We start from the raw sequence: 24,747 nt of genomic DNA, 5'->3' as shown, positions 1-24,747 counted from the left end.
TCCATAAATCATGCTGATAACGCATAATAACTACGAAATGATATATTTCTTACAATTCAAATTATATCATATTTAATAACTCTGTATTAATGGACAAAGTGATTAGGTAAATCCATTTATTAGGCTAGGCAGTACAATTGACTACCTGAATTTTGTTTTAACTCTATCAAAACAAAAATTGTAAATCCAAATATTATAAAGTTGAAATATTCCCATATTTGTAAGCGATTACATATAATATACTTAGTTGTAAAGATACACAAAAATTATATTTGAACAGGGAGTGGTTTACCATGAAAGCAGCAGTAGTAACTCAAGATCATAAAGTAAGTGTTGAGAACAAAGAATTACGTCAATTAGAACCTGGTGAAGCTTTAGTTCAGACAGAATATTGTGGTGTATGTCACACAGACTTACATGTTAAAAATGCAGATTTCGGTGATGTTACAGGACGCGTATTAGGTCATGAAGGGATTGGCCGAGTAGTTGAAGTAGCCGAAGATGTAAAATCACTTAAAGTAGGGGACCGCGTGTCCATCGCTTGGATGTTTGAAAGTTGCGGGCATTGCGAATATTGTACTACAGGACGTGAAACACTATGTCGTGACGTTAAAAATGCTGGTTATACAGTTGATGGTGCAATGGCAGAGCAAGTCATTGTCACAGTGGATTATGCAGTTAAAGTTCCTGAAGATTTAGATCCAGCAGCAGCTTCATCAATTACATGTGCTGGTGTCACAACATATAAAGCGGTAAAAGTAAGTAATATTAGACCAGGTCAATGGATTGGTATCTTTGGCGTAGGAGGTTTAGGTAACTTAGCGCTTCAATATGCCAAAAATGTATTTAATGCTAAAGTGGTAGCGTTTGATATCAATGATGATAAATTAAATTTCGCTAAAGAACTAGGTGCAGATGTAGTAATTAATACACAAAATCAAGATGCCGTTGAAGAAGTCAACAAAGCTACAGATAATAAGGGATTAGATGCTACCGTTGTAACTTCAGTCGCTAAAACACCGTTTAATCAAGCAGTAGATGTGGTTAAAGCAGGTGCACGTGTTGTAGCGGTTGGTTTACCAGTGGAAAAAATGGATTTAGAAATTCCGCGTTTAGTTTTAGATGGCATTGAAGTCATTGGTTCATTAGTAGGTACACGACAAGACTTGAAAGAAGCTTTCCAATTTGCAGCAGAAGGAAAAGTTGTACCAAAAGTTCAAACTCGTGAATTAGAAGAAATCAATGAAATCTTTGAAGAAATGGAACAAGGAACAATTACTGGACGTATGGTGATTAAGTTTTAATTTCAAAGTGAAGTAAAATTTGGAAGAGGCTGAGACAAAATTAAAGTGTCTCAGCCTTTGCTGATATATTGGCAATAGCTGACTGATTTGAAAATGCGCTTAAAGAAAGCTGGGAATGACGACGAAATTTATTTTAATTTCTGTCTCACTCCCTTTTTTTATTTGTAATCATTTAGGATAAATGAATTATGAAAGAAGAAAGGGAGAGGTTCATGAATAATATTAAAGGAATTAATCATATTGGTTTAACAGTTTTAGATATTGAAGAAGCTACAAGATTTTTAAAAGAAGCATTTGGTGCGAAAATTGCATACGATGCCTTAACATACAAAGATGAACCGCGAGAGGGCGCGGAAGTTGAACGTATGTTAGGTTTATCGAAAGGGGCTAGAATCGTTCGTCAAAGAATGATTGTAATTGGAAATGGTCCAAATATAGAAATGTTTGAAGTAGAAAGTAACAATCAGAAAGGTCCACTTAAATTAGAGGATTCAGGGTTTAATCATATCTCATTAATGGTGGATGGCATTGAAGGTGTTCTAGAAGATGCTAGACGTGTAGGTGCTGAACCTTTATCAGAAACGCACGGTAACTCAACATATGAAGACTCAAAAGGCAGTAAGAGCGTTTACCTTAAAGCCCCTTTTAACGCTTTAATTGAGCTTCAATCTATACCAAACGGTTATTACTATCCAGATGATAGTGAAGCTAAAGTGTTCATTCCAGGAGAATGATTACTATAGTGTATTGATAACTAAATAATTCTGAAATACTGATATAACTGGTATAAAGGAAGTTATGTTCATGAAACATATATTCAAAATAATTGGGTTAAACTTACTTATTCTCATTGCTTTCAGTACAGCATTATTGCTGTTTTATATTTTAGATATGCATAGTTGGGCTTATATGCTGTGGGGAATATTACTCGTTGTTACATGTGCTAATTTCTATTTTAAATGGTTAACAGGATGGAAAAGTGTACTTGGTGTTACTGGTGTAATAGCTTTATTGGTAATATTGACATTTGTTGGACGCGTAAGACATGATGTTTCTTTTCAAGGGAATTTAGTAGCTGGTACGTTAAGAGTATTAACAAGAGATTTAGGTAATCATAGTCAAAGTAATAATGAAGCGCAGAATAACTCGTATAATTGGAAGAATTGGCGACCACCTAAAGGATATAACAATGAAAAAGTATCGGTAGGCAAAGTGGACGGGTATCTCTTACAGAAAAACAAGAGTACTCATAATAATAAAATTGTTTATCAAATTCACGGCGGTGGTTACGTCAATGGTTTCGATGATATGTATAATAAAGCAGCGGTTAATTATTCGAAAGCAGCGCATGGTGCACCTGTTTTTTCAATTGATTATAGAGTAGCGCCTAAGCATCAATATCCAGCTGCACTTGAAGATGCTATATCTGGATATAATTGGCTACTACATCACGGTTACCACTCTAAAGATATTATTGTGGCAGGAGATTCTGCCGGCGGTGGCTTAGCATTAGCTTTAACACTTAAATTGGAAAATGAAGGAAAAAACTTACCGCGCATGTTGATTCTTTCTTCTCCTTGGACTGACTTAGCTGCTCAGGGCAAATCTTATAGAGAAAATTTCCATAAAGATGTGATATTCGGATCGAATCAAGCACCCACAAAAGCAACAACAGATATTAAAGTACCTTATGCATCTAAAAATGAACTAAAAAATCCATATGTTTCACCAGCTTACGGTCACTATAATAATATGCCGCCTATGCTTATTCAAACAGGTAAAGATGAAATGTTATTGAGTGATAGTAAGATAGTCGCACACAAAGTTAATCAAGATGGAGGCCATGCTAAATTAATTACTTATGCAGGTATGTTCCATACATTTTATATTTTAACGCCATGGTTACCAGAATCGCATCAAGCTTGGAATGAGATTGAACAATTTATTAAAGAAAATAAGTAGCTATTTATATACTAATCCCCTCATTATTGCCTTAATGAGGGGGTTTTTGGTGTGGCTAAATGTTACTTATTTTTTATTACGATTACATAGGAAATGAGTAAAGTTCCAATTGCGCATGATATGAACGGAAATTAATTACCAATTTATGCAATGCTTCTTTACGCTAAAATGAATCTCTACGAGGTAATTGATATTTACACAATATGATTCTAGTCACTATTAAGACATTTATCGTTCAAGATTTACAGTTTAATAAAGTGCTAATTTAAATTTCTTTAAAATGCGCTAATAACCTATATCTATCAACTACAAGCACTACTCAATCTATGCTATAATGATTTGTATTATTTAGAAATTAAGGTGAGTCAAACGTTGGATAAGAATATAAACATTCAAACGAAACAAGTCTTAAAACAGAATGGTGAGAAACAAAAATTTGAGTTTGTAGCACAAGGATCTTGGCAAAAAAAGAATGCAGATTACATTCGCTACCAAGAACAAATTGAAGAAGCGGTTGTTAATGTGACGATTAAAATTGAAGAAAGTGGTGTAAAGTTAATACGTAAAGGTGATATTAACATGAATCTCCACTTTGTCGAAGGTCAAGAAACTACAACGCTTTATGATATCCCAGCTGGGCGTATTCCATTAACAGTAAAAACACGTAGTATTCTTCACTTCGTTAATGACAATGGCGGGAAGTTGAAAATTCAATATGAGTTACATCAAAATGATGAAAAAATGGGTTCTTATCAATATGAAATTAATTACAAGGAGATAGGCTAATGAATATTATTGAACAAGTAAAAAATACGTTAGTACAAGAGATCGAAACAAGTATTAAAAAAGCTGAACTTGCTGAAGATATTCCTGAAATTAAAGTTGAAATTCCAAAAGACACTAAAAATGGAGACTATTCAACTAACATTGCGATGGTATTAACTAAAATCGCTAAACGTAACCCACGTGAGATTGCTCAAGCGATTGTTGATAATTTAGATACAAGTAAAGCGAATGTTAAAAAAGTAGACATCGCAGGCCCTGGGTTCATTAACTTCTACTTAGATAATCATTATTTAACTGCAGTTATTCCAGAGGCTATCAATAAAGGGAATCAATTTGGCTATGCAGAAGAACCTAAAAATAAAAAAATCTTACTAGAGTATGTGTCAGCTAACCCAACTGGTGATTTACACATCGGTCATGCTAGAAATGCGGCTGTAGGTGATTCTTTAGCAAACATTTTAAATGCTGCTGGCTATGATGTAACACGTGAATATTATATTAATGATGCTGGTAATCAAATTACTAACTTAGCACGTTCAATTGAAACACGTTTCTTTGAAGCACTTGGTGACACTAGTCACGAAATGCCAGCAGATGGTTACAATGGTAAAGATATTATTGAAATCGGTAAAGATTTAGCAGATAAACATCCTGAAATGAAAGATTACTCTGATGAAGAACGTCTTAAAACATTTAGACAATTAGGCGTTGATTATGAAATGGATAAATTAAAGAAAGATTTAGCTGACTTTAATGTTCATTTTGATAATTGGTTCAGTGAAACATCATTATATGAAAATGGTGCCATTGATAAAACGTTAGCTAAAATGAAGGAATTAGGTTACACATATGAAGCAGATGGTGCGACTTGGTTACGTACGTCAGACTTTAAAGATGATAAAGACCGTGTATTAATTAAGAAAGATGGTAACTATACTTACTTCACACCAGATACGGCATATCACTATAACAAAATTAATCGTGGCAATGATATCTTAATTGACTTAATGGGTGCGGATCATCACGGTTATATTAATCGTATTAAAGCAAGCCTTGAAACATTTGGGGTAGATAGTGATCGTCTTGAAGTTCAAATTATGCAAATGGTACGTTTAATGCAGAACGGCGAAGAAGTTAAAATGAGTAAACGTACGGGTAATGCGATTACATTGCGTGAAATCATGGATGAAGTAGGTATTGATGCTGCACGTTACTTCTTAACAATGCGTAGTCCAGATTCACACTTCGATTTTGATTTAGAACTTGCGAAAGAACAATCACAAGATAACCCTATTTACTATGCACAATATGCGCATGCACGTATTTGTTCAATCTTGAAACAAGCGAAAGAACAAGGGGTCGAAGTTACAACTGATGCAGACTTTTCAACAATCACTAATGAAAAAGCAATTGACTTATTGAAGAAAGTTGCTGAATTTGAACCAACAATTGAAAGTGCAGCAGAAAGTCGTGCACCACATCGTTTAACAAATTATATTCAAGATTTAGCTTCTGCATTCCACAAATTCTATAATGCTGAAAAAGTATTAACAGACGATGCAGAAAAAACAAAAGCTCATGTGGCGTTAATTGAAGCAGTTAAAATTACATTACACAATGCCTTAGCATTAGTAGGTGTTTCAGCACCAGAATCTATGTAATTATATAGAAGTAAATTACTTTAAATATTTTTGTTATACCCTCATAAATTTTGATTTATGAGGGTATCATTATGTGATGAATGGAGTGGAAATAGAGATGCTTAGTACAGAGACACTTTATAAAGAACTATTAAATCACATGGGTCCACAAGGCTGGTGGCCGGCAGAAACGCCAGAGGAAATGATGCTTGGGGCAATTCTTGTACAGAATACAAACTGGAAAAATGCAGATATGGCATTACTACGGTTAAGTGAAGAAACACAATTTGAACCTCAAAAAATTCTTGCTCTCCCCTTAGAAGAGCTACAAGAAATTATCCGTTCTAGTGGCTTTTATAAAAATAAAGCAAAAGCCATTCACGCTTTATTTCAATGGTTAAATCAATTTAAATTTAATTATGAAAAAATTGCTCAAATTTACGGTGATAACTTGAGAAAAGAATTACTAAAAATTCGAGGCATCGGTAGCGAAACAGCTGACGTTTTACTCGTCTACATATTTGAAGGTGTCGAGTTTATTCCTGATAGTTATACGAGACGTTTGTATAGTAAGTTAGGTTACACCCATACAGAAAGTTACGATAAATTTAAAAAACAAATTACTTTACCTTCTCATTTTACAAATCAAGAGGCGAATGAATTTCATGCGTTATTGGATAATTTTGGGAAAAATTATTTTAATGGAAAAGGTGAAGAACGATATACATTTTTAGATAAATATTTTGTAGAAAAAGGTTGACCTTAACGTTACGTTATAGCGCATACTCCTTTATAGATGATGAATATAAGTTAGTCAGAAAAGATTAAACGTTAAGGTGGTATAACAACAATGAAGAAAAAAGATTATTTTACCCCTAAAGAAATAAGCCAAATCACAGATATTAGCACGCGCACTTTACATTATTATCATGAAATTAAATTACTCATCCCGAGTCTTGTTACAGACAATGGCTATCGGTACTATTCAACGCAAGATATTGCCAAACTTCAAACCATTTTATTTTTAAGACAACTGAATTTATCGCTTGAAGATATTCAAAGCTATTTTGATAAAAGTATTTCCGAAAAAAATAAAATTTTAGAAGAAAATGTCAGTCGGCTTGTGCAAAAACGCAATCAACTTAATAAAATGATTAACTATTTAGACCATCATCTTAAAAATGATGAAAATGAGGAGATTAATATGGATAAATTTAATGATTATGATATTCAACAACAATATGATAAAGAAGCAGAAATGAAATATGGTGATACGAAATATTATCAAGCATTTAAAGCACAGCGTAATACATTAAATAAAACGGATAATCAGCGTAATGATAAAGAAGTAAGCCATCAATTTAATCAATTCTTCGACGAAATGAATAATTTCTTAGACAATGGGCATCATGCTAATGAAGAGCATGTCTATCAACATATCAAAGAATTACAAGATATTTTACGCATGCAAGTACCTAATGCAGATAATGAATTTTTAGAATGTATGGCACACCTTTATCAAAGTGATGAACGCTTTGCGAAAAATATTAATAGAGGGCGTAATGATAGCCTAAATCAATTTATTGCAGATGCAATTCAAGCGTATCTTCAATAAATTATTTGCATAACTCCTAAAATGTGTGATGATAAAAATATTAAAACACATTTTAAAGGAGTTTAAGCAATGGTTGAAGCATTTCAATTATTTTGGAAGAATTATTTTAACATTCATGGACGTACAAGACGACGTCATTATTGGTATGCAATTTTAGATACTACTCTTATTTTAATTGCTTTAAGCCTAATTTGTGATTTATTATCTTGGAGTTTTGGTGCAAAAAGATTGTTTGAAACAATTTACAACATTGTGGATTTAGTTATCTTTATAGGAGTATTCACAATGTCTGTGCGTCGCTTTCACGACGTTGGTCGTACGATGACAATCCCACTCATTTTATTTATCGTTATGTTGTTACAAAACATACGAATGTTGACTGACGATTATGTGGGTTATTCCATGGATAGCTATTCTGTAGGGATAGGCCTTGTCATCGTAAGTATTATATCTGTAGCTATTTCAATAGCTTTATTAATTCTTTTAATTATTGCAGTAGTATATTGTGCGACAGATAGTGAGCCGAGTATGAATAAGTATGGCCCGAATCCTAAAGGAGAATAATTGATTGAAGTGACACCGATGATTTCTACAATAAGAAGTCATCGGTGTCTTTATTATGCTTTCTTTTCGGAAAAAAATAAGTAAAACAAACAATAATATAAAGTTACACAATAAAATATTAAAACTTTAATTTAATTAGAAAAATAATTTGGTATGATGAATATATACATAGAAATAGGAAGGGAAGGTTTAATATCTCGATGAAGAATAGTAAGGTATGGTTTATACTTCTAGCATTGATGGTTGTTTTAGCAGCATGTGGTCAAAGCAATCAACATAAAGAAGGTAATAAACAAAGTCAACAAGCAGATAAATCAACGGAACAAACATCTTCTAAAGATGGTAAAAAGAATGACAAATCATATAAGCGCATCATTTCCCTAATGCCAAGTAACACAGAAATTTTGTATGAGTTAGGATTAGGGAAAAATATTGTAGGTGTATCAACTGTAGATGATTATCCTAAAGATGTTAAAAAAGGGAAAAAACAGTTTAATGCAATGAACTTAAATAAAGAAGCATTACTTAAAGCAAAACCCGATTTAATTCTTGCCCATGAATCCCAAAAAGGAACTTCTAAAAAAATTCTAGATAGTGTAGCAAATAGTGGAATAAAAGTGGTTTATGTTAAGGATGCACAATCACTTGATCAAACATATGACACATTTAAGCAAATCGGTAAAGTCACTGGACGTGAAAAAGAAGCTAATGACTTAGTTGATGAAACAAAACGAAACGTTGATAAGGTGATTAAGTCGGTTCCGAGACATAATAAAACACAAAGCGTCTTTATGGAAGTATCTTCTAAACCTGAAATTTATACAGCCGGTAAAGATACAATTTTTAATGATATGCTTGAAAAGTTAGGCGCTGAAAATAGCTTTTCAAATATAAAAGGTTGGAAAGCTGTAGATAAAGAAAGTATTATCAAGAAAAATCCTGATATTTTAATTTCAACAGAAGGTATTTCTAAAGCAGATTATTATAAAATTATTAAGCAACGCGATGGTTTCAGCCAAATTAATGCGATTAAAAATGAACGTGTTGAAACTGTAAATGGCGATGAAATTTCTCGACCAGGTCCTCGCATTGATGAGGGATTAAAAGAATTAAGAAACGCTATTTATAAACGTTAAATACTGAATACTAGTGTATTAAAGTGGTGTAGTTCAATGTACCAATGAGCTACATCACTTTTTAAATATTAGTTATAATGAACATTATATAAAACATATAACAGAGTGGAGATTATGACAAAGAAAATTTACGTTACATTTATGATTTGGATTATGTGTTTATGTGTCATAACGAGTTTAAGCTTATGTTGGGAATTAGGATCGCTAAATGATTCATTTAATCAAACTATTTTATATAAAGTTAGAATTCCTAGGACGTTTGAGGCGCTTATTACTGGGGCGATTTTAACGTTGGCAGGGCAAATGTTTCAAATTGTATTGAATAATCCTCTTGCTGATAGTTTCACGCTTGGATTAGCGAGCGGTGCTACATTTGGCTCAGGATTAGCATTATTTTTAGGGCTTTCATTTATTTGGCTCCCTATATTTTCAATAGGGTTTAGTCTCTTTACCTTAATCATCGTTTTAATGGTTGCGACTATCGTTTCTAAAGGTTATCCCGTTAAAATATTAATTGTGACAGGCTTAATGATTGGGGCGTTGTTTAATGCTTTATTATATATATTAGTATTAATTAAACCGAGTCAGATGAATCAAATTGCCAATTATTTCTTTGGTGGTTTTGCAGCGGCTGAAACGAAAGAAATGATATATATTAGTGTTGTGGCAATACCTAGCGTAATCATATTATTCGGGATGATATCCTCTATTAAGTTGTTGCAACTAGGCGAATTAAAGGGTCAATCTCTTGGTTTAAATGTTCAGCGTGTCACGTTTATCGTGCTTACACTGGCTTCAATTATGACTGCTATTGCTGTCGCGTATGTGGGTGTCATCGGATTTATAGGTATGGTTATACCTCAACTTATACGCCGATACTACTCGGGCTACACCATAGGAATGCAAATGATTCTTAATATTTTAATTGGAGCGACGATGATGTTATTTGCCGATTGGATAGGAAGTATCATTATCAATCCAGTACAAATTCCAGCAAGCATTATTTTAGCATTAATCGGCATCCCAACTTTATTTTATATTTTAATTTCCCAGTCCAAAGTATTACGTTAGCTGACGTGATTTGCTAAAATAAGAATACTATTATATTGAAGAGGAAAAATAAGAATGGATTTAAGTCATATAAAAGCAGTTGTCTTTGACTTAGAAGGTACTTTATTAGATAGAACAAAGTCTAGAGACAAATTTATCGAAGAACAGTTTGAACGTTTTCATGATTATTTCGTACATGTTCAACTTGCTGACTTTAAAAAGAAATTTATCGAATTAGACGATGATGAAGATAATGATAAACCTGATTTATACAAAGCGATTATTAAACAGTTTCATATAGATAGATTAACTTGGAAAGATTTATTTCATGATTTTGAAATGCACTTTTACCGTTATGTCTTTCCATACTATGACACACTTTATACATTGGAAAAGCTATCTGAAAGTAACTATTTGTTAGGTGTCATCGCAAACGGGAAATCGAAAATCAAGCAATTTCGCTTACACTCTTTAGGTGTAGGTCATGTTATCAATTATTTATCTACTTCAGAAACAGTAGGATATCGCAAGCCACATCCGCGTATATTCGAAGATATGATTGATCAATTAGACGTTTTGCCAGAAGAAATTATGTATGTAGGCGATGATGCGTTAAATGATGTTGCGCCAGCCCGTGCAATGGGTATGGTAAGTGTATGGTTTAAACATGACGATGATGATCTAGAACCTCTTGAAGAAGAGGTAGATTATATTATTACAACAGTTGAAGAATTATTATCTATCTTACCGATTGATATAACACAGAAAGGAGATAACTAAGATGGATTTATTTACTAGAAGAGGAGGACTTTCTCTAAACTATAATACGATGGGAGAAGGTTACCCGGTAGTATTAGTACATACTGCATACGAGAATGCTTCAATTTTTCAAAATGTAGCAAAAGAACTCGCAAAATCATTTCAAGTAGTATTAGTGGATTTAAGAGGGCATGGGTATTCAGATAAACCTAGACAAATTAAATTTAATGAATTTGCAGATGACATTATTCTATTATTAGATTATTTATATATAGATGAGGCAGCATTTATTGGACATGAAATGGGCGCTAATATTGTGGCTGATTTAGCAAATCGTTACAAAGATTATGTTTCTTCTTTAATATTAGTGACACCAACTTCAATTGAGGGAGAGTTACCAGAAGAACGCTTATTTAGAAAATATGCGCACAAAATACGTAACTGGGATGAAGTAAAACAAGATAAATTCTTAGAAAAACGTCGATATTATAAACCACGTAAAATGAATAAATTTTTAAAACATGTTGAAGACACGAATGCAATTTCTACAAAAGAAGAAACGCAAGCGGTTGAAGATGTGTTTAAACAAGAAGGTATTAGCGAAGTATTTGAACATGTAACAAAACCAACATTTATTATTGCAAGTGAATATGGTGAACGTATTACTACAATTGAATCAAAAGAAGTAGCAGATTTAATAGGTAATGCACGTTTTGATGTATTTACCGATTCAAGCCTGTATCCTTTTGAAGAAGAACTAGAAAAGTTTGTTGAAGAGGCGACACCTTTTATTAAGGAAAATATGCCTAAACGCTAAAAAATTGCCTAATTTATATAATGTAATAACGAGGTTGTTACAAAAAATGAAAAAATCTGTAATATTTTTGTAATAGTAGTGTTATTTTAGTAATAATTGGGGTATACTATAAGTAAGCACAAGATAAGAATGAGATAAAGGAGAGAGAGTGCTTATGAAAAAATTAGTAGCGGCATTTTTAGTTTCAGGACTAGTAATGACAGGAGTAGGCGTTAATCATGCTGAAGCAGCTAGCGGAAATTCAATTCAAACAGTTCAACAATTAACTCAAGGACAAAGAACATTAGAGAATATCACACTTGGTGAATCAATTAAAAATGTAAATAATAAATATGGTACTCCGATCTATTCTAAAAATCCAAACACTAACGAAGGTTATTACGAATATCGTACTGCTAAAGGTTTAATTGTAGTAACAGCTAAAGGTAAACAAAACCAAGGCTATGTAACTAGAATTTCTATGACTTATAATGCAGCAAATGGCCCAACTTATAATCAAGTTAAACAAAGCGTTGGTCAAAATGCGATTACACGTGCTCAATACAATAAAGTAAGTGGTAACTTTGGTTACATTCAAAAAGGCAATACAAGCTATCAATTTGGTTCAAATGGTCCAAAAGATAAAGTTTTAAAATTATACCGTATTGATGTTGCTCAATAATAAACATCACGCATAGTATTTATAAGAATACTTCAGAATTAAATATTTGTAATAGATTAAAGCGACAATTTCTACTAAATAATGTAGGATTTGTCGCTTTTGACGTATATAAATCACATTTGCCTTATAACGATATTTCATACAATTACATCTAAATGAACTTGATATATACAAGAAAATTGCACAAATGTATGATAAAATTCTTAATTGAATCATTCAATGATTATTGAGATAGAGAAAATTGGATCTTATTTTTTATTCAGTAACAAAATTACTAGCAGTCTAACAAAGGAGTAACTCATGAGAACTAACGATAAAGTGTTACTTGAAAATATTAACGATTATTTTAGCCATAAAGGCATGGCCCTTAATTTAATTGATGATATTAAAGAAAATTTACGTACAGATTTAAAAAAGTCTGAAACAAAAGATCAAGATTATTTGGAATATAGAGGTAAATCACCTGCACAAATTATTTTAATCATTCAACGTAATCTTTTTGGTTTACAATTGAATCCAGTCATCTTTTTTATTATGAATTTCATCTTAATTTCTTATTTATATGATAAACAATATGTACCGTTTCAAGCAGCAACAGCAATTTCAATTTTTTATTGTATTGTTATACTGCCTATCACTATTTTTATAAATATCCGAATAGATAGGAAAAAATATCTTTATAGCAATCGATTTGAAATTATGATTGGATATGTGATTGCGGTTACTGCACTGATATTAATCATTATGCGTGCATTTAATATCACTTGGGGCATCGTTCCCATTACTATTTATAGTCATCAATTTGTCTTTTTTGTAGGTATTATTTTTAGCTTAACTGGATTATTCATCAAAAAATTAGAATACACTGGCATTGGTTTATTATTTTGTCAAAAAACAGTAGATGCGGTTTTAACAAAACCAGAAATTGCTCAAATCGCCTCATTAATTATTTGGATACTTATTGTAGTATTAGTAGTATTTTATACTGTGCGACTCTCTTCAAGAACAAAAGTTTAATAGGATGATTATTACTCAAGTGCTATCAACATATGATAGTACTTGAGTTTTTTTAAAATTTATTTTTAATTTTATTTTATAAAAAATAAATTAATGGTATTTACATTCATAGCGTAAATTTTATTGAATTGGGTATAGTAACAAATAAGGGAGGTGCCAATATGAAGAAGATCGAAACGTTAAACCGAACGAAGATAGCTTATCAAGAAGAAGGGCAAGGTCTTCCCATTATTTTAATTCATGGTTTAGATGGTAATTTAGCTGCGTTTCATATATTAAAACAACAACTGCAAAATCAATATAAAGTGATTACTTATGATGTTAGAGGACATGGTAAATCTTCTCATCCTAATTCATATAATTTAGTGGATCACGTTAAAGATTTATATATTTTAATGACTAAACTTGATATTCAACACGCACATATTTTAGGACATGATATGGGAGGTATTATCGCCAGAGAGTTTACTGAGAAACACGAAGATAAAGTTTTATCACTAACAATTATTTCTTCAAAAGCAGAAGATATCGTTCATGGTTTTACGAAATTAATGATTGAGCACCAAGATGAAATCGCTGGATTTAATAAATCTGAAGCGCTATTGTTATTATTTCCTTATATTTATAAAGAACGTGAAGAAGCAATGAAGTGGTTTCAACGCCAACGCTTATATAGTAAACAATGTTCTGAAGATAGTGCGGTAGCTAGTCGAGCGCTTTTAGATACAGTCAGCGTAAACAGAGAGTTTAAGCGTTCTGTCAAAGTCCCAACACTTATTATTAATGGTCGTTATGACCCCATTATTGCTGATAAAGAACATTACAAATTAGAAGAGCGATTCCAACATGTGGAGAAAGTTTTATTTGAAGATTCAGGACATGCACCTTATGTAGAAGAGGCAGATAAATTTCTCTCTATCTATTTAAACTTTTTAAAAAATGTAGAGCATATGACACAACAGAATGATTAATACTTATTTATATTTCAATAAACTATACCAATCTGACACCATTGGGTATAGTTTATTTTTTATGGAAAATTTAAATAAGTCAGTATCTTAGAAAATTGGACATAAAAAAAGCCCACATCATTATGCGGACAATTTTTTATGAAGTCATAAAGAATTTATAAATCTGTTTCTTTGTTAGCTTCTTCTATACGATTGTTTACTTTATTTAATAAGTCATCAATTTTTTTACGTTGTGTTGCATTTACAAGAATTAAAACAGTTCTTTCATCATGCTCGTTACGTTTTTTATCGAAATAATCTTCTTGAGATAAGTTTTTAACAGCTTTAACTACTTGTGGTTGTTTATAGTTTAAGTGATTAATAATATCTTTCAAATAATATTCGTCTTCTTTGCTTTGACTAATATAAGTTAAAACCGCGAATTCTTCAAAGCTAATTGAGAATTCTTTTTTGATAATACTTTTTAATTTATCAGCGTAAGTAATCATCGCTAATAATTCAAAACAATCGTTTATTTTTGAAATAGCCATATGGAAACCTCCCCAACTAATATCCTCTCTATAATGAGTGCGCCCGTTAAATCTATATATGACGTCATTTAATCGTTAAAATACTTTTAATAATTTAGATTAAATAAATTTTGATAAATTAATTTAATGCTATATTATTTAGTTAATTATAACTAAATAAAATTAAGAAGTAAACGAAAAACTACTTAATAAAACAATATTTTGATTATTTAATACTTTGTTTAGAAAAACAAGCAAATTTTTATAACCAATTAATTATGGACAATTATTGTTACTCTCTATTAAATAAAAAATTGTCTGAATATTAAGTTATAAAAAATATCACTTATCGTTTTTTAAAAGTGATGACGTAGGGTGCACAATAATTTTTTCTCCAATATTTATTCCATCGGATGCCATAATATACCCACTTTTTTGACTTTTAATATATTTAATACTTCTTTTAATAATTTTTTTATTGTGTGTAATCAAAATAAAATGGTCTTTATAAATCACGGATTTTGGTAATTCAAAATATGCGCTACCAATGTCTATATCAAAATGTCGTCCAATCGGGTATTGATCATCTGAAGAAATATCAACACGATAGAAAGAATCTTTCTTAGTTATTTTAGAAGGGACAGGGGAGATATAACGAATATTTCCAGTAAATAATTTCGAATGGTTCGAGGTTACATTGACATTTTGTTTAACTTTTAATTGTTTGAGTTGAGATTCACTTACTATAGCACGAATCATACGTCTATCACTATTAATAACCATCATTTTAGTAAGAGGTTTGGAAGGAAACTCATTGAGTAGCGTGACTTTGCCTTTAATAGGAGAAAATACTTGAGTACGAAGACGACTTTGTAACTCTTGAATTTGATTAGTTAATTCATATTGTTGTAAAGGGAGTGTTTTAGTGTTTGTTTGAGGTTGTTGTAAAGAGGATAATGTTTTCTTTTTAGTTGCAATTAATTTTTCAATGTTGGGATTGTAGTATTCGAGTAAGGGTGTATGTGGGGTAATGGTTCCTTCATTTTTCACTAAAATATCAGAAATAGTACCTAATTTAGGAGTGAAGTATAAGGTGAAAGATTGTTCAGCTTGTTGAATGCCACTAAAAGTAAGTGTGGTTTGAGGTTTTGCCTCTATCGTTTCTAATTTAGAAAGATTTGGCTCTTTAGGCACTTTCGTATAAATATAGTACCCAAAGCTAATGATAAGAAGGAGAAGGATAGTGGATAAAATAGATAGGGGAGTAAAAAGTTTTTTCAAATAGGTCACCTCTATTAAGTTGTTATGTTTCAATTATACCCCATGAAACCCCTAGATATAGCTACTAAATAATGGTAAATAAAAAAATCTTCTCAATTATTCATTAAGAAGATTTCGTATATAGTAAATATTGATTTTTTGTTTAAAAATTAGAAAAGACGTAACAAAATAATGCCGATAGCAATAGCAGTTAAGCCGATTAATTTACGCAAAGTAATACGATTCTTAGGTACACCTAAGCCAAAATGATCGATAATTACGCCCATTAACATTTGCCCAAGCATCGCAATAATTGTGGTTAAAGCAGCGCCTAAAAATGGCATTAATATAATATTTGAGGTCACAAATACCACACCTAAAATACCGCCAATAAAGTAAACAGGTTTGATTTTACCAATGTTGGGTTGAACCGTCTTAATTTTCAAGCTACGGTTAAAGATTAACGTCAGAATGAATAGTGCTAACGTTCCCACTGAAAATGAAACCAGTGACGCAAATAAAGAAGAACCCATTTGTTGAGAAAGACCACTATTAATTGTCGTTTGCAAGGGAGGTGCAAAACCAAAGATAAAACCAGCTACAAGCCATAAATAAAAGGTAGGGTTTACTTTATCTTCAAGTTTACTTTTAGGTATATAATTCATTAACAAAATACCGAAAAATAAAATAACAATGCCGACACCTTTAAAAAACGTGAATGCGTGGTGACTTGCACCTAATAAACCGAATGTATCGATGATGACTCCCATAATAATTTGACCAGCTACCGTCATAACCACAGTCAAAGCAGCCCCTAAACGAGGTAACAATAATAAGTTACCTGTTAAGAAACAGACACCTAATAGACCGCCGACCCACCAATGATAGTTAAAAGAGTGTCCAGCGTAGAATGAAGTCGTAAACATTTGGGTATTAAATATTACGTTTAATATGAATAAAAATATAGTACCGACGAAAAATGAAATGGTAGAAGCATAAAAAGATGATTCAGTATATCTACCTAAACGAGAATTAATGGAAGTTTGAATAGGGACCATCATTCCTGCCACGATACCGAGAATAAATAAAAATATCATGTTTGCTCCCTCAACTTTCTATTTTTATGAAACATTATTATTATACTTATTTACTATTGAATTTTCAAAAGCAGTAGGAACACTTGGGATGCCTTGACACTACTCATAATAACAATATAAATAGCCCAAAGTCGTTATTTTAAAATTTAAAAGCGACCTTGAGCTATGTAGTTAAGTGTTATGAATTTATAAAATGTAACTTAATTATTTTGTTTCGAAAATAACAGTCGTTGTTTTGTCTACGATTTGAGCAGAAGCGGGTTTGATAGGTGTGCCAGTGGTAGGTTTTAAAATATTTAATTTTAGGATATTTTCCATGGCATTTTGAGCACTAGCCTCAGTGACAGAAGTGACGCCAATATTGGGGAATTGTAATTTAGCAGATTTGTTTAAATTCGTTTTAAATATGAGCTCTAATGTTTTAGACATGCTACATACCTCCTTATTAAATGATTAATGTTCCACGTGAGTTTTAGCGATATTCAAATATTTTTGATTAGGCTACAACTTGTGTTTTAACTACTTCGACTTTATCAAAGACTTCTCCGATTAAATTAGAAATGATATCGGTGAATGCTTTAATGTCTGATTCAGTAGCGCTAGTGTTTAAATTGGTAAAGCGACGTTTTGTTTCTTTCGCTTTACCATTTTCGTCGTGATAAATATGCGTACAAACAACAGTTAATTGAGATACTTCATTCATGATTGTTTCACCTCCTTTCACTTTATATATCGAATCTTTTTGAAAAAAGAGACACCCTAAAATAAAAAAAATAGGCAAAAAGGTTTAATGTTACTAAAATATCATTTATCATTAAATAAGAAACCTAAACGATAAGAGGTGAACAAATGAATCAAGTTGAACCTATTAGAAATAAAGAAGATATTAAAAGAATGTATCAAGTGTTAAAAGCAAAATCCGATAGAGATTATCTGCTATTTAAATTAGCTATACATACAGGTATTCGATTAATGGATTTATTAAATCTCAAAGTGGAAGAGGTTTTAAAGCGAGAAGATGAGGATATTATTTCATCATGGATTCAACAATGTGCGCCATCCATTAAAATTATGTTACCAGATGATTTACGCTCTGAAGTGAAAGCTTATATTGAAGCTAATCAACTCACTTGTGATCAACTTTTATTCCAATCGTTGCGTACACATAAAGAGTTATCGAGGCAACAAGCTTACCGAATTATTCATCACGCGGCAGAAGAATTAGGTTTGTTACATATTGGTTTAACAACATTACGTAAAACATTTGCTTATCATGCTTATAAATCGGGTATTTCTATTGCAATCATACAAAAGTATTTAGGTCATCAAACGACACAAGAAACAGTGAAATTTATAGGACTGTCATCTAAAGAAGAGCATCATACTATCATTGCTTTGAACTTATAATACTATTAATAAAGGAGGTATTTGAGGTATTTGATGAGCTTAGTCTATTTACTAGGCAGTCTCATCTTAGTGATGGGGTTAGTCTTAGTAACATTATTTATTAAGCCTCTAAGACGCTACTCAAGTTACATATCATTACTTGCACCAATTATAGCTTCTGTTTATTTTCTTTCTCAGATTCCTAATGTGATGCATCAAAAATTGATTACATTTAAAATCCCTTGGATGCCTGTTATTGATGTTAATTTCGATTTGAGGTTAGATGGCCTTGGACTCATGTTCGGGTTGATTATTTCAATTATTGGTGTTGCTGTCTTTTTCTATGCGACACAATATATGGCGGATAGCAGTAATAATTTACCGCGTTTCTTCCTATATTTACTCTTATTCATGTTTAGTATGTTAGGTATTGTGATTTCTAATAATACCATTTTAATGTATGTCTTTTGGGAATTAACAAGTGTATCCTCATTCCTATTAATTTCATATTGGTATAGCAATCCCAATAGTCAATTAGGTGCGATTCAATCATTCATGATTACTGTACTAGGTGGCCTGGCTTTATTAACTGGCTTTATTATGCTTTATATCATTACCGGTACTAATACTGTTTCTGAATTGATAGCACAAAGACATCAAATAAGTGATCATGCTTTATTTATACCGATGATGATAATGTTGCTTATAGGTGCTTTTACAAAATCAGCGCAATTTCCATTTCATATTTGGTTACCGAAAGCAATGGCTGCTCCTACGCCAGTAAGTGCGTATCTACATTCAGCCACAATGGTTAAAGCAGGTATCTTTTTACTATTCAGATTTACTCCAATATTAGGTTTAAGTGATAGTTACATTTATACAGTAACGTTCGTAGGACTTATTACAATGATGTTTGGTTCGATTACAGCTTTAAGACAATATGATTTAAAAGGAATATTAGCATATTCTACAATAAGTCAACTCGGTATGATTATGTCTATGGTCGGTTTAGGAGGCGGTATTGCTCAGCATCCATCTGGTCCTATGGCAGAGATATATACGCTCATTTTATTTGCCGGCTTATTCCATTTAATGAACCATGCGTTATTTAAATGTGCTTTATTTATGGGTGTAGGAATTATAGACCATGAGGCAGGTACAAGAGATATTCGTCGTCTAAGTGGTATGCGTAAATATTTCCCTAAAATGAATTTAGCAATGACTTTAGCTGCCTTATCAATGGCAGGCGTACCATTTTTAAATGGTTTCTTGAGTAAAGAAATGTTCTTTGACTCATTAGTTAAAGCTATAAAGTTACAGCAATTTGGTTTACCGTTAACTATTTTAGTAGTGGCTTTAGGAGTAATTGCTAGTATTTTTACATTTGTTTATGCAGTTTACATGTTAAAAGAAACATATTGGGGCGAATTTGATGGAGAAGAAGTGCCGAAGAAACATATCCATGAGCCTTGGCTCTTTAGTTTACCAGCAATGATTTTAATGGTTATGTTACCAATTATTTTCTTCGTACCTAATTTCTTTACACATCACATTGTGTTACCAGCTTTACGCAATGTTACGTATTTAGGTGCCAATGTAGATACACTAGCACCGCATGTTTCACAATGGCATGGCGTTAATTTACCATTAATATTTAGTGTAATTGTTATCGTAGTAGGACTTATTTTAGCCTTGAAGATTGATTGGAAGTATCTCACACATCGCGTTGTAAAATATGCCTCAATTACCAATGCGTATCGCAAAGTTTATCGAGAATTTGAAAGCTATTCTGGTCAAAGTATTCGACATTTAATGAATAACCGCTTGAATCATTACAATATTATCACGCTCATGATTTTTGCGATTTTAGTAGCTTATGGCATTATGCAAGTCGGTTTCCCTAAACTACATCAAATTCATGTTACCGACTTCGGTCCATTAGAAGTTATTTTAGCAATAATGGTAAGTATTGTAGGTATCGCATTAGTATTTATTCGCCAACGTTTAACAATGGTTATATTAAACGGTATTATTGGTTATTCTGTAGCACTATTCTTTTTAGTAATGCGTGCGCCAGACTTAGCATTAACACAATTAGTAGTCGAAACAATTACAACCATTCTCTTTATTGTTAGCTTCTCACGTTTACCAAATATTTCTCGTAGAGCAAATAATTTAAAAGTAGAAAGTATTAAAATAATTGTGTCATTTATTATGGCAGGTGCAGTTGTGACACTAGTCTTTATAGCTCAACAAGGTGATGGACTAGAAACGATTTCTAAATATTATATGAATGCTTATAAATTAACAGGTGGTAAGAATATAGTTAATGCCATTTTAGGTGACTTTAGAGCATTAGATACAATGTTTGAAAGTCTTGTATTAATTATTGTTGGTTTAGGTATCTATACATTATTAACTTATAAAGATTGGAGGGGCCAAGATGAAAGAGAATGATATTGTTTTAAAAACAGTCACTAAAATTGTGGTTTTCATCTTACTCACATTTGGATTTTATGTGTTCTTTGCAGGTCACAATAATCCAGGTGGCGGTTTCATTGGAGGACTTATATTTAGTTCAGCATTCATCTTAATGTTTTTAGCTTTCGATGTGAATGAAGTATTAGAAAGTTTGCCGATAGATTTCAAGAAGCTGATGATTATTGGCTCCTTCATTTCAGTATTAACAGCAGTCGTTCCTATATTCTTTGGTAAATCTTTCTTACATCAAAGTGAAGCACATATTCCTTTACCTATCTTTGGCGAACTTCATGTGACTACAGTAACTCTTTTTGAAGGTGGCGTATTACTTACTGTAGTGGGCGTCATTGTTACAGTAATGTTGTGTTTAAGTGGTGGTAATTCATGAATTTAATTTTACTTTTTGTGATAGGATTCTTAGTATTTATAGGAACGTACATGATTCTATCTTTAAATTTAATACGTATCGTTATTGGTATTTCAATTTATACTCATGCAGGTAATTTAATTATCATGAGTATGGGTCACTATAGTAATAAAATGGTTGAACCATTAATTCATGGTTCAAATAACAATTTCGTAGATCCATTATTACAAGCGATTGTACTAACAGCTATCGTTATTGGATTTGCGATGACAGCTTTTCTATTAGTATTGATATATCGAACATATCGTGTAACAAAAGAATCGGATATCAATGTGTTGAGAGGAGAGGAGGATAAACATGAACAGTAATATTTTAATCCTCCCACTTTTATTACCTTTAGTATGTGCATTAGTGCTCGTATTTACGAAAGATAAAAATACTTTATCAAAGATTTTGTATATCGGTACGATGTCACTCAATACAATTATTTCTTTTGCTTTACTCATTTATGTATTAAAGCATAAGCCGATTACACTAAATTTTGGTGATTGGTCAGCGCCATTTGGTATACAATTTTTAGGAGATTCACTTGGTCTATTAATGACTACAGTAGCTTCCTTTGTAGTAACTTTAATCATGTCATATGGATTTGGACGAGGCGAACAACGTGTCAATCGATTTTATATGCCTTCTTTTATTTTATTCTTAACAGTAGGCGTCATCGGTTCTTTCTTAACTTCAGATTTATTTAATTTATATGTCATGTTTGAAATTATGTTACTTGCGTCCTTCGTGTTAGTAACGCTTGGACAATCGGTAGAACAACTACGTGCTGCGATTATTTATGTAGTATTAAATATCATTGGCTCATGGTTATTCTTACTAGGTATCGGTTTGTTATATAAAATAGTAGGTACATTGAATTTTTCTCACATTGCCTTACGTTTAGATCAAATCCATGATAATAGGGCAATTATTATTGTTTCTATCGTATTTATGGTAGCTTTTGGATCTAAAGCGGCTTTGGTACTCTTTATGTGGTTACCTAAAGCATATGCAGTATTAAATACAGAACTTGCTGCCTTATTTGCAGCTTTAATGACGAAAGTAGGGGCTTATGCGTTAATCCGCTTCTTTACTTTACTATTTGATCAACATACTGGCGTTACGCATCCGCTACTCGTATTTCTATCATGTATTACGATGATTATCGGCGCATTTGGCGTGATTGCTTATCGCGATATTAAGAAAGTAGCATCTTACCAAGTTATTTTATCAATTGGCTTTGTCATCTTAGGATTAGGTTCTAACACATTTGCTGGCGTTCATGGCGCTATCTTTTATTTAGCAAATGACATTATTGTTAAAACAATGCTGTTCTTTGTCATTGGTAGTTTAGTTTATATGTCAGGCTATCGAGAATATCGATATTTAAGTGGTTTAGCTAAAAAAGAACCGTTCTACGGGGTTGCCTTTATAGTAATGATCTTCGCGATTGGAGGCGTTCCACCGTTTAGTGGTTTCCCAGGAAAAGTCCTTATCTTCCAAGGGGCAGTTCAAAATGGAAATTATATTGGCTTAAGTTTAATGATTATTACAAGCTTAATTGCCATGTATAGCCTCTTTAGAATTTTATTCATTATGTACTTTGGAGATAACGACGGTGAACAAGTTGATTTCAACCCATTACCAATGCATCGTAAAAGTATTCTAGGTATTCTAATTGCCGTAGTATTAGCAATGGGTATCGCTGCACCAGTGGTGATGAAAACAACAGAAAATGCCACTAAATTAAATATAGACGATCATTATTTCCATAATTTAGTCAATACACATTTAAAGGAGGAGAATAAATGAGACAAATTGTTTTAAACATTTTAATTGCGTTTCTATGGGTGCTCTTCCAAGATGAACATTCATTTGTATTCTCTACCTTTGTAGCTGGCTATGTGATTGGCTTAATAGTGATATATATTCTTCACCGTTTCTTTAACCAGGAATTTTATCCTAAAAAGATATGGGTTGTAATTAAGTTTTTAGCAGTTTATTTATATCAATTAATAACATCTAGTCTTAGCATTATTAATTACATTCTTTTTAAAACAAAAGATATGAATCCCGGACTCTTAACTTATGAAACGAGTCTTAAAAATGATTGGTCTATTACATTTTTAACAATTTTAATTATTATTACGCCTGGATCTACAGTTATTAGAATTTCAAAAGCGACCAATAAATTTTTTATTCACAGTATTGATGTTTCAGAAAAGGAAAAAGAAAGTTTATTGAAAAATATCAAGCAATATGAAAACTTGATTCTGGAGGTGACACAATGATTGAGTCACTCATCAATTTCTTTACGACAAGCGCACTCGTGTTATTTGGTATAGCGTTTTTAATTGGTCTTTTCCGTTTGATTAAAGGACCTACGACGGCAGATAGAGTTGTAGCCTTTGATGCTTCGAGTGCTGTAATTATGTGTATAGTAGGCATTATTAGCGTGATATACGATACGGTGTCTTATCTAGATTCAATTATGTTAATTGCGATTATATCCTTTGTAAGTTCAGTCTCAATTTCTAGATTTATAGGGGGAGGTCGAGTATTCAATGGAACAAATAAACGAAATCATTGAATTAATCGCCGCCATCCTTATCTTTCTAGGAAGTATCATTGCAGTGATTAGTGCGATTGGCATAGTCAAATTTCAAGATGTCTTTTTACGAAGTCATGCGTCTACTAAGAGTTCGACGTTATCTGTGTTGTTAACACTAATAGGCGTATTAATTTATTTCATCCATTCACAGAGTTTCTTTAGCGTACGATTATTGTTATCTATTATCTTTATCAATTTAACTTCTCCGGTAGGCATGCATCTGGTAGCAAGAGCCGCTTATCGTACAGGTGCTTATATGTATCGCAAAGACGATGTTCCTAGAGAATCAACTATTTTATTAAGCTCAAATGAGTTCAATACTAAAGAAGAATTAGAAAGTAGAGCGAAACAGCGCGAAGAGAAACGTGAACAAGTTTATCACGACATTCAAAAACAAAAAGAATTAGAAGATGAAAAGGCTCGAAAAAAACAAATTGAAGAAAATAAAAAATTCATAGAAAAAGCAGAAAAAGATTTAGAAGATTGATACTATTTTTATTTACACGTGAATGCCTTCTACTTCTAATATAAATGATGTATAAAATCCCTTCGCTATTCAATATCGCATAGTGAGGGGATTAGTCATTTGTTCTAATAAATTAATAATAAAATAAATATTTTATAACATGTTAGCAATTTAATTCTTTTCATATAAGCATGAGTGCAAGTTAGTTAATTCATAGTCAGAATAATGGTAAAATTATAATTA

28 protein-coding genes are annotated in these 24,747 nt (G+C 32.0%); 23 read left to right on the top strand and 5 right to left on the bottom strand.

The window, feature by feature from the left end; translation table 11 throughout:
• The first annotated feature begins 293 nt into the window (after window positions 1-293).
• From adhP to LIX58_RS02525, 15 genes are all read left to right on the top strand, one after another.
• Window positions 294-1,304 carry an alcohol dehydrogenase AdhP gene (gene adhP / locus LIX58_RS02595; protein ID WP_226386043.1) on the top strand — a complete coding sequence of 337 codons (1,011 nt, stop codon included), beginning with the start codon at window positions 294-296 and terminating at the stop codon, window positions 1,302-1,304.
• A 212-nt stretch (window positions 1,305-1,516) separates the two neighbouring features.
• The gene (locus LIX58_RS02590; RefSeq protein WP_226386042.1) at window positions 1,517-2,038 is read left to right on the top strand and encodes a VOC family protein; all 522 of its coding nucleotides are present in this window, start codon (window positions 1,517-1,519) and stop codon (window positions 2,036-2,038) included.
• A 70-nt stretch (window positions 2,039-2,108) separates the two neighbouring features.
• Window positions 2,109-3,266: an alpha/beta hydrolase gene (locus tag LIX58_RS02585; protein ID WP_168210204.1), complete on the top strand. Its 1,158-nt coding sequence runs from the start codon at window positions 2,109-2,111 to the stop codon at window positions 3,264-3,266.
• Between the two features lie 372 nt (window positions 3,267-3,638).
• The gene (locus LIX58_RS02580) at window positions 3,639-4,052 is read left to right on the top strand and encodes a DUF1934 domain-containing protein (RefSeq protein WP_168210205.1); all 414 of its coding nucleotides are present in this window, start codon (window positions 3,639-3,641) and stop codon (window positions 4,050-4,052) included.
• Window positions 4,052-5,713 (top strand): arginine--tRNA ligase, encoded by a 1,662-nt coding sequence (gene argS / locus LIX58_RS02575; protein WP_126564979.1) that lies wholly within the window; start codon window positions 4,052-4,054, stop codon window positions 5,711-5,713. The genes LIX58_RS02580 and argS overlap by 1 nt, the downstream gene beginning before the upstream one ends.
• Before the next feature lie 97 nt (window positions 5,714-5,810).
• On the top strand, window positions 5,811-6,452 hold the full coding sequence (locus tag LIX58_RS02570) for an endonuclease III domain-containing protein (protein ID WP_126564980.1): 642 nt from the start codon (window positions 5,811-5,813) through the stop codon (window positions 6,450-6,452).
• Window positions 6,453-6,542: 90 nt separating this feature from the next.
• On the top strand, window positions 6,543-7,307 hold the full coding sequence (locus LIX58_RS02565; protein WP_126564981.1) for a MerR family transcriptional regulator: 765 nt from the start codon (window positions 6,543-6,545) through the stop codon (window positions 7,305-7,307).
• A gap of 69 nt (window positions 7,308-7,376) precedes the next feature.
• Complete coding sequence (locus LIX58_RS02560) at window positions 7,377-7,871, top strand: DUF805 domain-containing protein (RefSeq protein WP_126564982.1); 495 nt, start codon at window positions 7,377-7,379, stop codon at window positions 7,869-7,871.
• 200 nt (window positions 7,872-8,071) lie between these two features.
• A complete protein-coding gene (locus LIX58_RS02555; protein WP_186805164.1) occupies window positions 8,072-9,007 on the top strand; it encodes an ABC transporter substrate-binding protein in 936 nt (311 codons plus the stop codon).
• Window positions 9,008-9,121: 114 nt separating this feature from the next.
• Window positions 9,122-10,078: a FecCD family ABC transporter permease gene (locus LIX58_RS02550; RefSeq protein WP_126564984.1), complete on the top strand. Its 957-nt coding sequence runs from the start codon at window positions 9,122-9,124 to the stop codon at window positions 10,076-10,078.
• A gap of 54 nt (window positions 10,079-10,132) precedes the next feature.
• On the top strand, window positions 10,133-10,837 hold the full coding sequence (locus LIX58_RS02545; protein WP_126564985.1) for an HAD family hydrolase: 705 nt from the start codon (window positions 10,133-10,135) through the stop codon (window positions 10,835-10,837).
• 1 nt (window position 10,838) lies between these two features.
• Window positions 10,839-11,633: an alpha/beta fold hydrolase gene (locus LIX58_RS02540; RefSeq protein WP_126564986.1), complete on the top strand. Its 795-nt coding sequence runs from the start codon at window positions 10,839-10,841 to the stop codon at window positions 11,631-11,633.
• A 154-nt stretch (window positions 11,634-11,787) separates the two neighbouring features.
• Window positions 11,788-12,294 carry an SA0570 family protein gene (locus LIX58_RS02535; RefSeq protein WP_126564987.1) on the top strand — a complete coding sequence of 169 codons (507 nt, stop codon included), beginning with the start codon at window positions 11,788-11,790 and terminating at the stop codon, window positions 12,292-12,294.
• A 300-nt stretch (window positions 12,295-12,594) separates the two neighbouring features.
• Window positions 12,595-13,311: a hypothetical protein gene (locus LIX58_RS02530; protein ID WP_226386041.1), complete on the top strand. Its 717-nt coding sequence runs from the start codon at window positions 12,595-12,597 to the stop codon at window positions 13,309-13,311.
• A gap of 161 nt (window positions 13,312-13,472) precedes the next feature.
• Window positions 13,473-14,282, top strand: a complete 810-nt coding sequence (locus LIX58_RS02525; RefSeq protein ID WP_126564989.1) for an alpha/beta fold hydrolase — start codon at window positions 13,473-13,475, stop codon at window positions 14,280-14,282.
• 155 nt (window positions 14,283-14,437) lie between these two features.
• Here LIX58_RS02525 and sarA read toward each other — a convergent pair whose 3' ends face one another.
• The 5 genes from sarA to LIX58_RS02500 form a co-directional block, all read right to left on the bottom strand.
• The gene (gene sarA / locus LIX58_RS02520) at window positions 14,438-14,812 is read right to left on the bottom strand and encodes a global transcriptional regulator SarA (protein WP_103297334.1); all 375 of its coding nucleotides are present in this window, start codon (window positions 14,810-14,812) and stop codon (window positions 14,438-14,440) included.
• 321 nt (window positions 14,813-15,133) lie between these two features.
• On the bottom strand, window positions 15,134-16,072 hold the full coding sequence (locus tag LIX58_RS02515; RefSeq protein ID WP_154836463.1) for an HlyD family efflux transporter periplasmic adaptor subunit: 939 nt from the start codon (window positions 16,070-16,072) through the stop codon (window positions 15,134-15,136).
• Window positions 16,073-16,221: 149 nt separating this feature from the next.
• Window positions 16,222-17,148: a DMT family transporter gene (locus LIX58_RS02510; protein WP_126564991.1), complete on the bottom strand. Its 927-nt coding sequence runs from the start codon at window positions 17,146-17,148 to the stop codon at window positions 16,222-16,224.
• 204 nt (window positions 17,149-17,352) lie between these two features.
• Window positions 17,353-17,577 carry a DUF2922 domain-containing protein gene (locus tag LIX58_RS02505; RefSeq protein ID WP_126564992.1) on the bottom strand — a complete coding sequence of 75 codons (225 nt, stop codon included), beginning with the start codon at window positions 17,575-17,577 and terminating at the stop codon, window positions 17,353-17,355.
• Window positions 17,578-17,644: 67 nt separating this feature from the next.
• Window positions 17,645-17,851, bottom strand: a complete 207-nt coding sequence (locus LIX58_RS02500; RefSeq protein WP_126564993.1) for a hypothetical protein — start codon at window positions 17,849-17,851, stop codon at window positions 17,645-17,647.
• Between the two features lie 146 nt (window positions 17,852-17,997).
• On the opposite strand from LIX58_RS02500, the gene LIX58_RS02495 reads away from it, so the two are divergent.
• Genes LIX58_RS02495 through LIX58_RS02460 form a run of 8 tightly spaced genes read left to right on the top strand, consistent with a single transcriptional unit; the run spans window position 17,998 to window position 24,525 of the window.
• Window positions 17,998-18,555 (top strand): tyrosine-type recombinase/integrase, encoded by a 558-nt coding sequence (locus LIX58_RS02495; protein ID WP_126564994.1) that lies wholly within the window; start codon window positions 17,998-18,000, stop codon window positions 18,553-18,555.
• A gap of 33 nt (window positions 18,556-18,588) precedes the next feature.
• Window positions 18,589-20,991: a DUF4040 family protein gene (locus tag LIX58_RS02490; RefSeq protein ID WP_126564995.1), complete on the top strand. Its 2,403-nt coding sequence runs from the start codon at window positions 18,589-18,591 to the stop codon at window positions 20,989-20,991.
• Window positions 20,978-21,403 carry a Na+/H+ antiporter Mnh2 subunit B gene (gene mnhB2 / locus LIX58_RS02485; protein ID WP_126564996.1) on the top strand — a complete coding sequence of 142 codons (426 nt, stop codon included), beginning with the start codon at window positions 20,978-20,980 and terminating at the stop codon, window positions 21,401-21,403. Before LIX58_RS02490 ends, mnhB2 begins: the two co-directional genes overlap by 14 nt.
• Window positions 21,400-21,750 carry a Na+/H+ antiporter Mnh2 subunit C gene (mnhC2, locus tag LIX58_RS02480; protein ID WP_126564997.1) on the top strand — a complete coding sequence of 117 codons (351 nt, stop codon included), beginning with the start codon at window positions 21,400-21,402 and terminating at the stop codon, window positions 21,748-21,750. Before mnhB2 ends, mnhC2 begins: the two co-directional genes overlap by 4 nt.
• Window positions 21,740-23,239: a Na+/H+ antiporter Mnh2 subunit D gene (gene mnhD2 / locus LIX58_RS02475; protein ID WP_154836464.1), complete on the top strand. Its 1,500-nt coding sequence runs from the start codon at window positions 21,740-21,742 to the stop codon at window positions 23,237-23,239. Before mnhC2 ends, mnhD2 begins: the two co-directional genes overlap by 11 nt.
• Window positions 23,236-23,718: a Na+/H+ antiporter Mnh2 subunit E gene (mnhE2, locus tag LIX58_RS02470; RefSeq protein ID WP_126564999.1), complete on the top strand. Its 483-nt coding sequence runs from the start codon at window positions 23,236-23,238 to the stop codon at window positions 23,716-23,718. Before mnhD2 ends, mnhE2 begins: the two co-directional genes overlap by 4 nt.
• Complete coding sequence (gene mnhF2 / locus LIX58_RS02465; protein WP_226386040.1) at window positions 23,715-24,017, top strand: Na+/H+ antiporter Mnh2 subunit F; 303 nt, start codon at window positions 23,715-23,717, stop codon at window positions 24,015-24,017. Before mnhE2 ends, mnhF2 begins: the two co-directional genes overlap by 4 nt.
• On the top strand, window positions 23,992-24,525 hold the full coding sequence (locus tag LIX58_RS02460) for a Na+/H+ antiporter subunit G (protein WP_226386039.1): 534 nt from the start codon (window positions 23,992-23,994) through the stop codon (window positions 24,523-24,525). The genes mnhF2 and LIX58_RS02460 overlap by 26 nt, the downstream gene beginning before the upstream one ends.
• The last annotated feature ends 222 nt before the right edge of the window (window positions 24,526-24,747 follow it).

Source organism: Staphylococcus sp. Marseille-Q1834, assembly GCF_916858875.1.
In the GTDB taxonomy this organism is placed as follows: Bacteria; Bacillota; Bacilli; order Staphylococcales; family Staphylococcaceae; genus Staphylococcus; species Staphylococcus pragensis.
The sequence above is the reverse complement of the archived record's forward strand: the minus strand, read 5'-3'. Positions and strand labels throughout refer to the sequence as shown.

Coding starts and splice junctions, on each gene's coding strand:
- LIX58_RS02565 (WP_126564981.1), top strand. CDS start 6,543: ATGAAGAAAAAAGATTATTTTACCCCTAAAGAAATAAGCCAAATCACA.
- LIX58_RS02555 (WP_186805164.1), top strand. CDS start 8,072: ATGAAGAATAGTAAGGTATGGTTTATACTTCTAGCATTGATGGTTGTT.
- sarA (WP_103297334.1), bottom strand. CDS start 14,812: ATGGCTATTTCAAAAATAAACGATTGTTTTGAATTATTAGCGATGATT.
- LIX58_RS02460 (WP_226386039.1), top strand. CDS start 23,992: ATGGAACAAATAAACGAAATCATTGAATTAATCGCCGCCATCCTTATC.
- LIX58_RS02495 (WP_126564994.1), top strand. CDS start 17,998: ATGAATCAAGTTGAACCTATTAGAAATAAAGAAGATATTAAAAGAATG.
- LIX58_RS02570 (WP_126564980.1), top strand. CDS start 5,811: ATGCTTAGTACAGAGACACTTTATAAAGAACTATTAAATCACATGGGT.
- LIX58_RS02585 (WP_168210204.1), top strand. CDS start 2,109: ATGAAACATATATTCAAAATAATTGGGTTAAACTTACTTATTCTCATT.
- LIX58_RS02530 (WP_226386041.1), top strand. CDS start 12,595: ATGAGAACTAACGATAAAGTGTTACTTGAAAATATTAACGATTATTTT.
- LIX58_RS02535 (WP_126564987.1), top strand. CDS start 11,788: ATGAAAAAATTAGTAGCGGCATTTTTAGTTTCAGGACTAGTAATGACA.
- mnhB2 (WP_126564996.1), top strand. CDS start 20,978: ATGAAAGAGAATGATATTGTTTTAAAAACAGTCACTAAAATTGTGGTT.
- LIX58_RS02545 (WP_126564985.1), top strand. CDS start 10,133: ATGGATTTAAGTCATATAAAAGCAGTTGTCTTTGACTTAGAAGGTACT.
- LIX58_RS02590 (WP_226386042.1), top strand. CDS start 1,517: ATGAATAATATTAAAGGAATTAATCATATTGGTTTAACAGTTTTAGAT.
- LIX58_RS02505 (WP_126564992.1), bottom strand. CDS start 17,577: ATGTCTAAAACATTAGAGCTCATATTTAAAACGAATTTAAACAAATCT.
- adhP (WP_226386043.1), top strand. CDS start 294: ATGAAAGCAGCAGTAGTAACTCAAGATCATAAAGTAAGTGTTGAGAAC.
- LIX58_RS02540 (WP_126564986.1), top strand. CDS start 10,839: ATGGATTTATTTACTAGAAGAGGAGGACTTTCTCTAAACTATAATACG.
- mnhC2 (WP_126564997.1), top strand. CDS start 21,400: ATGAATTTAATTTTACTTTTTGTGATAGGATTCTTAGTATTTATAGGA.
- mnhE2 (WP_126564999.1), top strand. CDS start 23,236: ATGAGACAAATTGTTTTAAACATTTTAATTGCGTTTCTATGGGTGCTC.
- LIX58_RS02490 (WP_126564995.1), top strand. CDS start 18,589: ATGAGCTTAGTCTATTTACTAGGCAGTCTCATCTTAGTGATGGGGTTA.
- mnhD2 (WP_154836464.1), top strand. CDS start 21,740: ATGAACAGTAATATTTTAATCCTCCCACTTTTATTACCTTTAGTATGT.
- argS (WP_126564979.1), top strand. CDS start 4,052: ATGAATATTATTGAACAAGTAAAAAATACGTTAGTACAAGAGATCGAA.
- mnhF2 (WP_226386040.1), top strand. CDS start 23,715: ATGATTGAGTCACTCATCAATTTCTTTACGACAAGCGCACTCGTGTTA.
- LIX58_RS02550 (WP_126564984.1), top strand. CDS start 9,122: ATGACAAAGAAAATTTACGTTACATTTATGATTTGGATTATGTGTTTA.
- LIX58_RS02560 (WP_126564982.1), top strand. CDS start 7,377: ATGGTTGAAGCATTTCAATTATTTTGGAAGAATTATTTTAACATTCAT.
- LIX58_RS02510 (WP_126564991.1), bottom strand. CDS start 17,148: ATGATATTTTTATTTATTCTCGGTATCGTGGCAGGAATGATGGTCCCT.
- LIX58_RS02525 (WP_126564989.1), top strand. CDS start 13,473: ATGAAGAAGATCGAAACGTTAAACCGAACGAAGATAGCTTATCAAGAA.
- LIX58_RS02500 (WP_126564993.1), bottom strand. CDS start 17,851: ATGAATGAAGTATCTCAATTAACTGTTGTTTGTACGCATATTTATCAC.